The sequence below is a fragment of the Shewanella sp. GD03713 genome (assembly GCF_029843705.1).
GTDB lineage: Bacteria > Pseudomonadota > Gammaproteobacteria > Enterobacterales > Shewanellaceae > Shewanella.
Genome location: NZ_JAOCIW010000001.1, coordinates 610571 through 625560, shown reverse-complemented (window position 1 = coordinate 625560; position 14990 = coordinate 610571). Strand labels below are relative to the sequence as shown.

Annotated in this window: 13 protein-coding genes; 2 read left to right on the top strand and 11 right to left on the bottom strand. The window is 47.8% G+C overall.

Annotation, left to right across the window (positions count from 1 at the left end):
* Positions 1-5: 5 nt before the first annotated feature.
* From rimK to N5E87_RS02775, 4 genes are all read right to left on the bottom strand, one after another.
* Complete coding sequence (rimK, locus tag N5E87_RS02790; protein WP_011621348.1) at positions 6-911, bottom strand: 30S ribosomal protein S6--L-glutamate ligase; 906 nt, start codon at positions 909-911, stop codon at positions 6-8.
* A gap of 166 nt (positions 912-1077) precedes the next feature.
* Positions 1078-2796 carry a GGDEF domain-containing response regulator gene (locus N5E87_RS02785; RefSeq protein WP_086902966.1) on the bottom strand — a complete coding sequence of 573 codons (1719 nt, stop codon included), beginning with the start codon at positions 2794-2796 and terminating at the stop codon, positions 1078-1080.
* 9 nt (positions 2797-2805) lie between these two features.
* A complete protein-coding gene (locus N5E87_RS02780) occupies positions 2806-3240 on the bottom strand; it encodes a response regulator (protein ID WP_086902967.1) in 435 nt (144 codons plus the stop codon).
* A complete protein-coding gene (locus tag N5E87_RS02775; RefSeq protein ID WP_086902968.1) occupies positions 3237-5390 on the bottom strand; it encodes a CHASE domain-containing protein in 2154 nt (717 codons plus the stop codon). The genes N5E87_RS02780 and N5E87_RS02775 overlap by 4 nt, the downstream gene beginning before the upstream one ends.
* Before the next feature lie 314 nt (positions 5391-5704).
* Between N5E87_RS02775 and N5E87_RS02770 the strand changes: the two genes are divergently transcribed.
* Positions 5705-5881, top strand: a complete 177-nt coding sequence (locus N5E87_RS02770; RefSeq protein ID WP_011621344.1) for a hypothetical protein — start codon at positions 5705-5707, stop codon at positions 5879-5881.
* Positions 5882-5985: 104 nt separating this feature from the next.
* Here the strand turns inward: N5E87_RS02770 and N5E87_RS02765 are convergent, their stop codons facing one another.
* Entirely contained in the window at positions 5986-6948 is a 963-nt protein-coding gene (locus tag N5E87_RS02765) for a PDC sensor domain-containing protein (RefSeq protein ID WP_086902969.1), read from the bottom strand.
* 280 nt (positions 6949-7228) lie between these two features.
* Between N5E87_RS02765 and N5E87_RS02760 the strand changes: the two genes are divergently transcribed.
* Entirely contained in the window at positions 7229-8584 is a 1356-nt protein-coding gene (locus tag N5E87_RS02760; RefSeq protein WP_086902970.1) for a flavohemoglobin expression-modulating QEGLA motif protein, read from the top strand.
* 67 nt (positions 8585-8651) lie between these two features.
* On the opposite strand, the gene N5E87_RS02755 is transcribed toward N5E87_RS02760, so the two are convergent.
* The 6 genes from N5E87_RS02755 to arsB all read right to left on the bottom strand — a co-directional run bounded on the left by N5E87_RS02755 (position 8652) and on the right by arsB (position 14962).
* Positions 8652-9023, bottom strand: coding sequence for a hypothetical protein (locus N5E87_RS02755; RefSeq protein WP_240520040.1), 372 nt, complete (start codon positions 9021-9023; stop codon positions 8652-8654).
* A gap of 132 nt (positions 9024-9155) precedes the next feature.
* Positions 9156-10598, bottom strand: coding sequence for an MBL fold metallo-hydrolase (locus N5E87_RS02750; protein ID WP_086902971.1), 1443 nt, complete (start codon positions 10596-10598; stop codon positions 9156-9158).
* Positions 10599-10716: 118 nt separating this feature from the next.
* Positions 10717-11586, bottom strand: coding sequence for a DUF2927 domain-containing protein (locus N5E87_RS02745; RefSeq protein ID WP_140374491.1), 870 nt, complete (start codon positions 11584-11586; stop codon positions 10717-10719).
* Positions 11587-11593: 7 nt separating this feature from the next.
* A complete protein-coding gene (arsJ, locus tag N5E87_RS02740) occupies positions 11594-12856 on the bottom strand; it encodes an organoarsenical effux MFS transporter ArsJ (RefSeq protein ID WP_086902972.1) in 1263 nt (420 codons plus the stop codon).
* A gap of 9 nt (positions 12857-12865) precedes the next feature.
* On the bottom strand, positions 12866-13879 hold the full coding sequence (locus tag N5E87_RS02735; RefSeq protein ID WP_086902973.1) for an ArsJ-associated glyceraldehyde-3-phosphate dehydrogenase: 1014 nt from the start codon (positions 13877-13879) through the stop codon (positions 12866-12868).
* A gap of 63 nt (positions 13880-13942) precedes the next feature.
* Positions 13943-14962, bottom strand: coding sequence for an ACR3 family arsenite efflux transporter (gene arsB, locus N5E87_RS02730; protein WP_086902974.1), 1020 nt, complete (start codon positions 14960-14962; stop codon positions 13943-13945).
* Positions 14963-14990 lie beyond the last annotated feature (28 nt).

The following is a 14990-nucleotide window of genomic DNA, read 5'->3' as shown; positions in this document are numbered from 1 at the left end:
TTTTGTTAGGCTATCACGGCGCGATTCGATTTACGCGCTAATACCATCTTCTCAATATATTCCACGATAGGCTCAGTCACCGAAATCCCCGTGGTCTGCTCAATGCCTTCAATACCGGGCGCCGAGTTCACCTCTAGGATCAAGGGGCCGCGATTCGAACGTAAAATATCAACCCCCGCCACCACTAATCCCATGGCTTTCACAGCGGCAACCGCCATCTTGCGCTCTTCGGGCGTAATTTTTACTTTCTCGCCGCAGCCGCCTAAGTGCAGATTAGAGCGAAAATCCCCTTCAGGCCCTTGGCGCTTCATCGAAGCCACCACTTTATCGCCGACCACAAAACAGCGAATATCGCTGCCGTTGGACTCCTTAATATATTCCTGCACCATGATATTGGCTTTCAGCCCTAAAAAGGCTTCAATCACGCTCTCGGCGGCGGTTTTGGTTTCGGCTAACACCACGCCAATCCCTTGGGTGCCTTCCAACAACTTAATCACTAAAGGGGCACCGCCCACCATGTTAATCAAGTCGGGAATATCATTGGGTTTATTGGCAAATCCCGTCACAGGCATGCCGATACCTTTGCGGGAAAGCAATTGCAGCGCGCGTAACTTGTCCCGTGAACGTGCGATTGAAATCGAGTCGTTGGCGGCAAATACGCCCATCATTTCAAATTGGCGCACAACGGCACAGCCATAAAAGGTCACGCTCGCGTGGATCCGCGGAATAATGGCATCGAATCCCGTTAACTCTTGGCCTTGATAATGAATGCTCGGCTTGATGGAGTTGATATTCATGTAACAATTCAAGGTATTAATAACCACGGCTTCATGGCCACGGCTCTCGCAGGCCGCGACTAAACGTCGGGTGGAATACAACTCAGGGAACTGGGATAAGATACCTATTTTCATTGCCAAATGACCAAATTAAACACTGTGATTGAAGCTCTGAGCACACTGCATCAGAAAGGGGCGCAGATATTTGTCTATTGCTGAGTGTAAAGCAAGAAAATATTCCTCACCAGACGAAAACCTCGGCACTAGCCAAACGTAAGATAATCTTCACAATTTAGGTTCGCTATTTAGGAAGTAAGGGAGTGATGTACTTAGCTTCAAATTCACTCGCCTCTATGGGGCGTGAGAAAAGGTATCCCTGTAACACATTGCAATGCCTTTCGGTGCAAAACTCGGCTTGCTCGACGGTTTCAATCCCTTCCGCTACCGCGGTGACGTTAAAACCATAGGCAAAATTGAGTAATGCGGCGAGTAAACGAGTGTCTTTTTCGTCCTTATCGTAGGAGGCAATAAAGCTCTTATCGATTTTTAATACACTGATTGGAAAGAGTTTAATATGCTCTAATGATGAAAAACCTGTGCCAAAGTCATCGAGGGCAAAGCGCACCCCAAGTTGCGCAATCTTATCCAGCACCTTGGCATGCTCATGGGGTTCTTCAATCAAGCAGTTTTCAGTGATCTCTAACTCCAGCGCCGTGGGGGCAAGCCCAGTTGCATCCAGAGTTTTCACTATCTTCTCGTATAAGTCGATATGACCAATTTGCGAGGCGGACAGATTCACCGCCATAGTAAAACTGCGCCCGGTCGGCGCTAAGAGGCTCAACCATTGCTGCGCCTGTCGGCACGCCTCAAGCAGGATCCAATCCCCAATCTCCTCCATCAGTCCGATTTCTTCGGCAATGGGGAGGAACTGATCCGGTGAAATCAGTCCATCTTGGGGATGTAGCCAACGGATCAGCGCTTCCATACCAATCACTTGGTGGGTTTGAGCGTCGACCTGTGCCTGATAGTAAACTTTCAGCTCGTTCTGCCTCAACGCCATTCTCAGGCTAGACTCGATATGATTGCGGTAGCGCACCTCACGATCTAAGGCTTCGGAATAAAACTGAATTTGGTTACGGCCCATTTTTTTCGCGCGATACATGGCGATATCAGCACATTTCATCAGCTCAGAGCTATCGGATGCGGCCTCGTTATAAAAGGCCACCCCAATACTGGCACCAATCATCACGTCGTTATCCCCAAGCTCAAATACGTCTTCAAAGGCCTTGAGCAGCCGATTAGCCACTATCATGGGGAAATATTTATAGTCATTGTCGGTCACAAGCACCACAAACTCATCCCCACCTAAGCGGGCAATCACGTCACCATCGCGCAATACCGAACTTAACCTCGACGCCACCTTTACGAGTAAGATATCACCCGTTTGATGCCCTAAAGTGTCATTAATCGCTTTAAAATCATCAAGATCGAGCAAGATTACCGCTAAAAAATCGTTGCTGCGTTTCGCCCTCGCGATGGCGCGATTGAGGCACAACTCAAATCCATAGCGATTCATTAATTTGGTGAGCGAATCGTGCTCGGCGAGTTCTTTGAGTTTTTGGTGACTGTTGCGTAACGCCAGAGCCATAGAGGCACGTTGCTTAGCGTAACGAATTGAACGGCTTAGAATTCTTGAATTGACTTCATCTTTCAGTAAAAAGTCCTGTGCGCCCAACTCGATGCAGCGCTGCGCCAGTTTTTCATCTTCGTAACGACTCAGCATTACCACTACGGTTTGCTCTTGAGTCATAGAGTTAAGCTTGATCAACACTTCTAAGCCGTTAGCATCGGGCAGCAAATAATCGAGTAAGATACCGTCAAAATGACGCTCTAACGCAAGATTTAAACCATCAAATGCACAGTTAGCCTCAATGACATTAAAGGCTAATTTCGACTGCCGTAGCGCCCGAATAATGGCAGTTCTATCGACTTCATCATCATCGATCAGTAGTAAATCCATATACATACCCTATACGCTTGGAAGCTCCACGATGCGCCAGTAGCCTTCCAACATATTAAAAATGTTATTAAAACCGTCTTTAATATCCGTTTTCACCATGTAGCCTGCAACGTGGTGACTGTACGCCCTCATTCTGTCTTCATCAGCGCTCGAGGTCGTGAGCATAAAAACCACAGAGGAGGACAACACCGGATTGGAGCGAATATGTTCGAGAAATTCGAACCCATTCATGCGGGGCATATTGAGATCGAGCAGAATTAAATAGGATCCTTTAATGGCATCCGAATGAGTCAGAATAGAGAGCGCTTCGAGCCCATCCTTCGCCCGAATGAGCGGATTCAGTAAGCGCAGCTGCTTCATCGCCCTCTGCACCGCCATATAATCCACATCGTCGTCATCCACTAATAAAATGGTGACTTGTTTATAGTCATGACTATTGCTCATATCCCCTCCTTGTTGACTATGTGCATTGGCCAGCTAAACCGGAAACAACATCCTCGCCCTTCTGATTCTAGTTGAATTTTTCCGCCAAGACTTTCTACTGTCTTTTTAACTAATGACAGGCCTAAACCACTGCCTTCAACTTCATCTCTTGGTCTAAGGGTCTGGAACATTTGAAACACCTTTCCATGGAAACTACTGGCAATCCCAGGACCATCATCAATGACGCTAAACCAATAATGATGATTCGAGGTTTCACATATCACTTTGATGACACCTTCACCTTTATCATGGTGTTTAATCGCGTTGCTGATTAAGTTGCGGATCACCAGTTCTAACAAGGTTTTCACTGTCTTAAGCGTTGGGAAATTCCCTTCAAGCACTAAACTGAATCCCTGTGGCGGGGCCACTAAGGCAAACATATCTTCCACCAGCAGCCGAGTGTCGACTTCAACAATCTCGGTATCGACTCGACCAATACGCGAAAACATCAGTAATCCGTCGAGTAGCAACACCATCCGCTGAATACGGCTTTGGATTAAACCTAAATATTTTTGAACATTTTCGTCGGTGTTCTCGGACAGATCTTCACTGAGCCAGTTAGTTAATTGCTCTATGCCACGCAGTGGTGACTTCAAATCATGGGAGGCAATGTAGGCAAACTGGTCAAGTTCCTTATTGATACGCTCAAGCTCCTTAGTATGTTCAATGCGCTGCGCTTCTATCCGCTTACGCTCCGACACATTGTTTATTGTCGCCAATATCGACACGCCATTACTGAAGTGAATTGGTGTTAGCCCGACTTCAATCGCCAGCCGCGTCCCATCCTTACAGCATCCGAACAAGTCATCCCGAAGCGACATGTTTTTCGCGATTGGTTGGGCAAGATAAGCGCCCATATGCTGTTGATGTATTTCCTTCAACCCTTCGGGCAGCAACATATTGATTGAACGACCGAGTAACTCATCCCGTGCGTATCCAAATAGGCGTTCGGCATGGGTATTCACTAAGGTAATGACGCCACTTCTATCCACCATAAAAAGCGCGCTGGGTGAAGCTTCAATCACGAGGCGGAAGCGTTTTTCGTTGGCAATTAACTCTGCCGTTAATCGCGACTCTTGATAGCGATTTCGCGCCATCGTCAGCACTGAGTAAAACAAGGCTAAGATAAACGCACTCCCAATCACCTGTAGCCATACACTCTGGGTTTGTTCCGCGCTTGAGATAAAGCGTGACTCGGAGGACACCTCTAAACGCCAAACTTGACCCTCCATGGTTTCTAGCTGGGATTGATAAAACACATCATTTGTAGAGGGCAAGGCTTTATGACTGCTAAACATCAGGCTCTCGTTATTGGCCTCCATGCCATCGTAAATCGCCAGTTTTAATCCCGAAAAACGTTTTCCCATAATGCCTTGCATCAGATCATTCATACGAAATGGGGCGTACACCACGCCGATGGCCTGCTGCTTACGCTCTTCCTCCGTCATCGGCTGACCACGGTATAAAGGGACATACATTAAAATGCCAGCCTGAGCATCATCCGGGGTTTCTTGCACTAAGGTGACCTTACCCGATGCGGTGGGAAGCCCTGTGGCAATGGCATGTAAGATGGCTGTTCTGCGGGTAGGCTCTGAGCACATGTCAAAACCAAATGCCCTTTGATTGCGCCAGTCAAATGGCTCTAGGTCTTTGATGGCGCAGTAGAACTCCCGCTCACCTGTGGGAGTGACTCGATAATCGCTAAAACCTTCCTGTTGCACCTCTTGCGTAAAGGAATCTAAGTTGGCTGGAGTTAAGAGCTGCGCGAAGCCTAAACCTTGAATTCCTGGGTAATACTCGGTTAAGCGGGCATTAGAAACATAGAGTTGCCATTCATGGCGCGTCACCCCATCAGAGGCCAGAAATAATCCAACTCCGCCGCGTAATACTTGCTCATAGGCGGTCATGCGACTGCTGACGGCAGCAATAAGATCTTGAACATTATTGTTAAAACGCTCTTCACCCCGGTCTCGTAAATATTCTTCGAGGACATACCAGGATATCCCCATAAAAAAAACGGCGGCGAGTAACATCAACCAACTGGAACTGATTACGCTGGCATAAACATTTTTTGAGGGGCTGAAAGAATCGGGGAAACTATCCATGTCCATACACGCTAAATCCCTAGCACCAAATTGATGATAATGACTTCTCCAAGTGTTGTTGGTGTTTTAGGCAAATTCAAGTCAATCCGACCATTTAAGTAGGAATTAACTTAGAAAATAAAAATAATGAGTTATGCGCTTAATCACAAAATTCAGCACTCGCTGAAATAGCCCAAAATAGCGCGATAATATGACAAGCCTACGACGTCGCGTTTCGGCACCACGGGAAGAAAATTTTACGTTGACTCGCAAAATTTTTTGCTTTTCTGCCACACTCTTTTTAGATAGAAAGGCGTTAGGAACAACATGAGGAATTCGTTATGGCTCATATTACTGAAGTCGTGCCCAACGATACTGAAATTGAGGCAATGACCACCCCTAGAAACAGCAAAGCAGCCGAGGCAATGCAACATAAGCGCGAAATTAAGAAGCGCTTAGAAGATTACCTCGAACGCGCCGAGTTAAGACGTGCATTAGGAGATGACGACTTTTTCTAAGCTGCCCGTTCCCTTAAGGCGTTAGGTGACTCAAACCCGACGTTTTTCTAAAAGCCTCACCCAGCTCCTAGGGGCTGGGTGTACAATTTACTATTCTTTTGATGCTACTTTTTGCCACTCTTATAAGCCTGAGTTTTAATCAGCAGCCATTCTGCTTTTGCCCCGAGATACACATAAGCCCCTAAACCGACTAATAACCCTACCACGGCCAACATCATCCAAATCGCTGGCTCGATATATTGTTTCTCGCCCAGTGACGCCTTAAACATGGTCAATAACGCCTCAATCGAAATGGCGATCAAAATCGTTGAAACAAAGCGAGTGATGGTTCGGCGGGTGGAGCTGTGGCGAAAAATATCCTTATGCATTAACACTTCTTCCTCCAGAATGGTTTTCCCAAGGTCGAAGATCGCTAACGCTAGAGTCATAAAGATTATGATCCCAAAAGGTTGCAATGGATCTTGCCCGACATGATCCACCACAAATAACCCATAAATATCCCTAAGCGCCGTCCAAAGTAGCGCCATCACCAGCACAAAAAGCCCTGCGACTATCAAGCCATACACGGCTTTAAAGGCTGGCGTTACTCGCCGACGAGCACTGTCGCCCATCATAAACTCAATCATTCGTGTCAAATCCACATCGACGACCAGATAACCCAGCTTTTGCTCCTGCTGCACAATCGCTAAGGAGGCTGATAAACATAAGTTCCCGCTGGCATTGGATAAATAAGGGCGAGTGATATTGACGCCATCGGACTCATCCCGATTAGTAAAATAGGGCCGCTGACTGCGGTCGCGATTCCCCCCAAGGGGCACTAACTTGATCTGCTGATCGACCACTGTGATATTTTGGCTTATTTGCACTCCTTGGGTATCGAGCAAATACATCAGCTCGACAAAGGGGTAACTGCCCGCAATGCCTTTCATGGCCTTGATATCGACTTTAGGTTGGTGAAATAAGTCCGCATCGGCAATCCCCGTTAAAATGGACTCCATCAGCTCATGCACTGTGGTCTCGTATTCGTGATAACGCTCAATCACACTCAAATAGCTCATTGCAGCCATAACTCTCTCCCATCGACGTTATCCCATTGCTCAAACACCCAAAGCAGCTTTGATGCCAGCTAAATAAGTTAATGTTTAACAGTGGGTTATGAGATTAAGTTAACGCTATCTCGCGCTAAAATAAGCCGTATTGCACCAAAATGATTCATCAAATCGATAGTGTTTAAGGTATTTAATCGACAATATTCAATTGCTTGGGGGAAGAAACCTATAAATACAGCGGCTTTACCGCTATGATTAAGCTAATTTTTATCGTCCAAGTAGCAACAGGATTACGGGAATGTCAGAGTCGTTAGCCCAGTATCAAGAAGATTTACGCCGCCTTTCCGATGAGCTTATCCGCATCCAAACGCCGATTAAAATTTTAGATGCCATCAAATGGCCACGGGAAATGGAAGAGCGCTTTCTCTCCAGTAAAGGCACTGTTCTGCCAGCGATTAGCCAAGATTTTTATCAAAAAATTGCCTTGCCCTTCGATCCCGTTAAAACCCAAGCAGAGCTGCTTGCCTTAAAACAAGAAATCCACCGCCGTTTGGGTAAAAAAGACAAGCTGGGTAAGATCTTAGTTGCTAACGTCGACCAATATCGCTTAGTTGTCGATATGCTGGGTCATCGAGGAACCCCTGTCTTTGGTCAGCTGAGCCAAGAACTCTACGGCAGCGCCAGCCACAGATTACATGGCGATCGCCACACCCTGCGCCAATTGGGCGATAAACTCAGTTATATCTTCTCCCTGCCCGCCGCGCGGCATATGAATAAGCATCACCCCAAAATCATCAGTGCCCCCGAAGCCGTGAATGTACTGAGCCAGCGATTGGAAAAGTACTTTCACAGTGATGATATGCGGGTGCGGCTGAGTGACGGGATTGTGTCTGACGCCGCAGTGGGTGGCGATACGGTCAAACTCAACAGCAAAGCCATGTTCAGCGAGTCAGATCTCAATGTGTACGAAGTACATGAAGGTTGGGTGCATGTGGGTACCACCCTCAATGGTCGAGCTCAACCCCATGCGACTTGGCTCAGCGTCGGTTCTCCCCGCGTAGCCGCCACCCAAGAAGGGCTTGCCGTCTTACTCGAAATGCTCACCCTAAGTTCTAACCCAGGCCGCGCCCGCCGTATTAGCGATCGTGTCGCTGCGGTAGATATGGCGGAAAATGGGGCAAACTTTATTGAAGTATTTAACTATTTTAGAGAGTTAAATCTTAGCGCTAAGGACAGTTATCGAGTCACACAAAGGGTGTTTCGTGGCGGCATGGTCGAAGGCGGCAGCTTTTTTACCAAAGATATTTCCTATGTGCGTGGTTATGTCGAAAACATCAACTTTATCCGCAGCGCCATCACATCGGGTTTACCCGAACTGATCCCTATGCTGTTTTTAGGCAAACTCGCCATTGAGGACATCCCCGTGCTCTATCAAGCTTGCCAAGAAGGAATTCTGACGCCGCCTAAGTATTTGCCGCCGATGTTCGACAACTTCAGCGGCTTGTATGCTTGGTTTGGTTTTGCCTCAGGATTAGCAGGTATCGATCTGAAAGGGGTGCAACGTCACTTCACCCGCTTATTTAAAGACGTGCCCAGTATCGACCCAAGCCTCGAGTTACTCGACGACACTGAATTTGATAATAACTCGGACTAAACCCCCATTAACATTGAAGGCTCACAAACAATGTGAGCCTTCAATGTTAAGACTGAGTTTCTAAGGCTTAGTTTTCGATTTCGAATCCTTCGCCATTGCACTCTAAATACTGCTGGCAAGCAGGATAGATCCCCTTGCCACACTCGTAGAAAATAATCGCATTACCACCTAATTTCTGTACTTGAAGCTTTAAATCCTTTTTCAAATCATCAATATCAACTTTTACCGTTGGGTCGATCTCACTTTTACAATAGGTTGCAGACACTTCACCCAATCCTACGTATTTATGTCGCGATAACTCCGCCATTGTGTACACTTCCACAGTGCCAGCAATCGCATTATTTAACGCCACAGATCCGACATTGGTTCTAAACGTTGCCCCGCTACATCCGGCAAGTAAAAGAATACATACGAGCAAATAGCTTTTTCGAATTATCATTATTTCATTCCATTGAGCCTGTCTATCACAGCGAGATACAGTAGCTATAACTAAAGTGCTTAAAGGTGTAAACCAAGCATGCTTCAATGTCAATAATGCAACAAAATTAACCAATTAATAACATTATCTTATCTAGTTAGTCACCCAAACTAATTTGGGTAAGGCATTTAAATCCAACATATCGCCACGGGTGGCGATAGCCAGCGCTTTAGGTTTGGTTTTCGAGTCTTGATTCATCACAGCGACTAATCCCTGCTGGGCTTCGGGTTCGCCGTGAACAAGCACCAAAGGCGGCTGCGCTTCAAAATGTCGATACCAACGTAATAACTCCGCCTGATCCGCGTGGGCCGATAAGCCACCGACAGTGTGTAATTTAGCAGCAACTTTGATGCTATTACCATGGATAGTGAGTTCCTCGGCGCCATCGACTAAGGCACGTCCAGGCGTACCGAGTGCTTGATAGCCACAGATAATCACATCGCATTCAGGGCGCCATAGATTGTGCTCTAAATGACTACGGATACGGCCACCGTTACACATGCCGCTGCCCGCAATAATGATCAACCCTTTGTGCACATCGTTAAGGGCGATAGACTCTTCAGTCGATTGGATAAATTCTACATTCGACAATAACGGATGTTGCCCCGGATGCTGGCGCGTAAAGCGCTTAAAATCATCGTCCATTAAGGGATAATTATTGACATACACCCGCGTCGCCTCAATCGCCATAGGACTATCGAGGCAGACTTTCCAGCGGGAGAGATCCCACTCTTTGGCATACAAATGAAATAGATACAAAAGCTCCTGCGCACGCCCCACGGAGAAGGCCGGCAACAGAATATTGCCGTGGCTCTCAGTCACCGCCTTGGCGAAAATCGCCTTTAACTCGGCCAGTGTATCGGTCCAACTACGGTGGAAACGATTACCGTAAGTGCTTTCCATTAGCACTAAATCGGCGGTGTCGACTAAGGTGGGATTACGTAATATCGGCATGCCAGCACGGCCAAGATCGCCACTAAATACCAGTTTTTTCTGTGCCTTTCCTTCTCCCAACCAAAGCTCTACCAGTGCCGAGCCTAAAATATGCCCCGCATCCGATAAGCAAATATCCACATGGGGGATCACTTGGGTGACTTGGCCATATTCAAGCGATACAAACTGAGTAATGGCCTGCTCCGCATCTTCTACAGTAAATAGCGGCTCTAAAGGCTCCAACTCATGCTTAGCACGCTTTTTATTGGTTCTTTCGGTATCGCGCACCTGCAACATGGCGGCATCTTTCAGCATGATGGCACACAGCTCTGCCGTCGCTTTATGGGTAAAAATCGGCCCGGTATAGCCCGCCTTAACCAACAGGGGTAAGCGGCCCGAATGATCAATATGGGCATGACTCAAGACAACGGCTGAAATCGCAAGGGGATCGAAGCTAAAAGGTTCGTGATTACGTAACTCATCGGCCTTGCCGCCTTGGATGAGGCCGCAATCGAGCAGCATTTGCTTACCTGCCACAGTGAGTAAGTGGCACGAGCCAGTCACTTCCTCGGTTGCGCCCAAAAACTGCAATGTCATCTGCATAGCCTGCCTCCAGCATATTTATCTCTTTTAAAGATAGACTATGCCCTTATTCCTAAAAGAAAAAGGAATAATTGGTAAAGCATGATCAAAGCCAACTTTCGATGTAAAACCTTTGGGATCAATAACCTAACAGCGGGTACAACTGGCCCTGACGAACCGCTTTATCGGCTTGTGTCAGCGTGCCGTCCCGCTGCCATTGCTCCAGCAGTTTCTGCAATATAGGCTGCACTTCGGCGGCCGTCATACCTGCGCGAATATCCGCACTGTAGAGCAGTTTCAGCAAAATATAATCCAACCCAGTGAGCAAATCCTGCGGTGTTTTATCGTTAAAAATGGAAGGAAATACTTTCACCGAATCATTGGGTAGGCCCAGCACTTGGGTGATTTCTTCCACCACGCAGGCCACCAATTTGCCATGCATTTGCGCTTGGTCGACGGGTATAACCACCCAAGCACGCTCAATTTCATTCTGGGAATTAAGCGCAAATTTGCCCATACAAACAGAGCCATGAATATTACTGGCCGCACTTGCCCCCATAAGACGCATCACCACATCGGCCCATTGGGATTGACGGGTAAAGACTAAGTGTAAATTGGCCTCTTCGAGCGAATCCACCTTGACAATACTGTGGCCAGTGATTTGTGCAAGATGGCTTAAATGCATCTGCACCAATTGTGCATGCAATCCATTATCGCCCACTTGATGCTCGACAAAGACACGCACGGGCTGACGCCATTTCCGTACCCGATGTTTATCTTTATCGTATTCATTTTTAAGGGCTATCTCGTCGAAGGCTTGAATAATATAGGTGGGATTTTTCCAATCTCGAATAGGTCTTGGCACTAGGTTAGGTGTTGCATCGGACGCTATGGCAGCGCTTGGTGTCGAATCGTTTGCGGCCTTCGCGGGCACGATAACGAATAGCAAAAACAGGGCGATTAAGCCAATGACAGCATACCTTGTGAAACGCTTTAACCCCGAGAGCATCCTATTCCTATCCTTGTCGAGGCAGCTTGATAGAGATCAGTGCCGTCATTGCAATAAAGGCCGTCGAAATCCACAAACAGGCCACCACCCCATAACTCTGATACACCCAGCCCGAAAGCACGGTTCCGACTAAACGCCCCATGGCATTGGCCATATAATAGAATCCCACATCGAGGGATACCGCCTCTTCACTGGCGTAACTCACGATTAAATAGCTGTGCAGTGAAGAGTTAATCGCAAACAGTCCGCCAAATAACATCAGCCCCAAGATCAGACTGAGCTGTGGTGAGAAATTCAAATATAAACTGAGTGCAATTAACGCGGGAACAAAAGCTAATAAGGTCGACCAAGCTAAGGCGGTATAACCATCGGGGATACGCTGCAAAGTGCCAGCTTCCGCTTTGCTCGCACCGGTAATCTTCGGTGCTAAGGTTTGCACTATGCCGTAGCCTATCACCCAGAGCGCCAAAAAGCCGCCCACGGCCCAATGATCCCAGCCCCATTGACTCGCCAGATACACGGGCAAAGCCACCACAAACCACACATCCCTTGCGGCAAACAAAAACAGGCGCGCCACCGAGAGAATATTCACGCTGCGGCTTTTAGAAAAAATCTCGGTAAACTTAGGTTTGTTCTTCGCTTTCCCCAGATCCTTTTTCAGCAAAACCAGACTCATTAACCACACCAGCGCAAGCACGGCCATCATGGCGGCAATCGCCATATTGAAACCTAATCCCGCCAACAAAGCGCCACCGAGGAAAAAGCCCGCTCCTTTGAGGGCATTTTTAGATCCGGTCAACAGGGCAACCCAATGGTAAAGCTTGCCCTGCTCGCCCTTTGGAACCAGCAATTTAATCGCGCTTTTGGCGCTCATCTTGTTGAGATCTTTAGCAATGCCAGAAAGCGCCTGCGCCGCCATCACCCAGGGCACGCCCGCGAGCCACAGCGGTAAACTGGCCGCTGGCACCAATAACATCCCTAATGCCCACACCTGCATGCCAAGGCCTAGATTCATGGTACGATTAAGCCCTAGGCGAGCGCCGAGATAACCGCCCACCAGATTGGTTACGACACCAAAAATCTCATAGAACAAGAACAACATCGCAATCGCGAATGGCGTATAACCGAGATCGTGAAAATGCAGTACCACCAACATCCGCAGCGCACCATCGGTTAAGGTAAAACTCCAATAATTGAAGGTGATCAGCAAATATTGCCGCACGGCTGCGGGCAATTGCATCAGTTGTTCAAATAGCTTGGCGGCAGGCACTGTGCTCTCCTAACGCGGTAAATCAAGCTGGCCGACTAAACGGGCGAGCTCTGCCGTACGGTTGGCATATCCCCACTCATTGTCGTACCACACGTAAAGTTTTAGCTGAGTACCATTCACCACCATGGTCGAAAGCGCATCGACAATACTCGAACGGGGATCGGTTTTATAATCAACCGACACTAACGGCCGCTCCTCATAACCTAAAATGCCCTTGAGTTCCCCTTCGGCGGCGGTTTGTAGCAGTGCATTCACTTCCGCTTCGGTCACGCTGCGCTCCAGCTCAAATACACAGTCGGTGAGGGATGCGTTGGCGAGCGGCACCCGTACCGCATGGCCATTCAGCTTGCCCTTAAGCTCAGGGAAAATATGAGTAATTGCCGTCGCACTGCCCGTGGTAGTAGGGATTAAACTTAACCCACAGGCGCGGGCGCGGCGCAGATCCTTGTGCGGCGCATCCAGAATCGTTTGGGTGTTAGTAATATCATGGATAGTGGTCATAGAACCGTGTTTGATGCCAATCTGCTCATGGATCACTTTCACTACCGGTGCAAGACAGTTGGTCGTGCATGAAGCCGCGGTCACAATCGGATGAATTGCCGGATCGTATAGTTGATGATTCACGCCCATCACCACATTTAACACACCTTCCTCTTTGACTGGCGCCGTCACCACCACCCGCTTCACGCCTTGATCTAAATAGGCTTGCAGTAAGGCTTTGGTTTTCATCACCCCGGAGGCTTCAATCACCACATCGCATCCCGACCAATCGGTCTCGGCAATCGTCTTATTGCGTGTGGTGCGAATGGTTTTGTCTTGGATTTGAATGCCCTCGTGACTCGCCGTTACCGGATAACGCCAGCGACCATGGACTGAATCGAACTCAAGCAAATGGGCCAAGGTCGCCGCATCCCCAGCGGGATCGTTAATCTGCACAAACTCAACATCATCCCATTCCCACGCCGCGCGCAGAGCCAAACGTCCCATGCGCCCAAATCCATTAATTCCGATTTTAATTGCCATGATTTATAAATACCTAGTTAACTTATAGTTTATTGATTTTTAATGTAATTATTTAAAAACAGATTAAGTCGCAAACCAATGACGGGTGCGATTGGCAAAGTACACCAAAGACAACATCACAGGCACTTCGACCAAAACGCCCACCACGGTCGCCAGTGCCGCCCCAGAATGCAAACCAAAGAGCGAAATTGCTACGGCTACGGCTAATTCAAAGAAGTTAGAAGAACCTATCATGCTCGCGGGCGCGGCAATGGCATGGGTCAATTTGAGCTTTAGCGCCAACCAGTAAGTCAAAATAAAAATGCCATAGGTCTGAATAATCAAAGGAATAGCTATGAGTAGAATATTTTGTGGCTGTGTCACTATGGTCTTGGCCTGAAAACCAAATAACAGCACAACCGTCGCGAGTAGCCCTATCACAGACCAAGGTTTGAGTTTAGCTAATAGCTGCGGCACCGCGCTGGCACCATGGCTTGTCTCGAGGCGCTTTCGAGTTAACACGCCTGCGACTAAGGGCAATAAGACATACAACACCACTGAAAGCAGCAGGGTTTCCCACGGCACTTGAATATCACTCACTCCCAGCAACAACGCGCAGAGCGGCGCAAACAGAAACACCATAATGATATCGTTAACAGAGACTTGCACTAAGGTGTAGTTAGGATCGCCCTTCGTCAGTTGGCTCCAAACAAACACCATGGCGGTACAAGGAGCGACGCCGAGCAGAATCATCCCCGCGATATATTCGCCCGCCGTTTGCGGGTCGACCCAATCGGCAAACACCAGTTTAAAGAATAACCAGCCGAGTAAAGCCATGGTAAAAGGTTTAATAAGCCAGTTAATAGTGAGTGTCAGCAACAACCCCTTGGGATTTTTACCGACATGTTTAACCGCCGAAAAGTTAATCTGCACCATCATGGGATAGATCATCACCCAGATGAATAACGCAATAATCAAATTCACATGGGCCAACTCGACAGCCGCGATAGCGGAAAATGCCTCTGGCGCCAGATTCCCAAGCATGACTCCAGCAAGAATACTCAAGCCAACCCAGACACTTAAATAACGTTCAAAGATCCCCATAACAACCTCGACTCACAAATTGCATTGT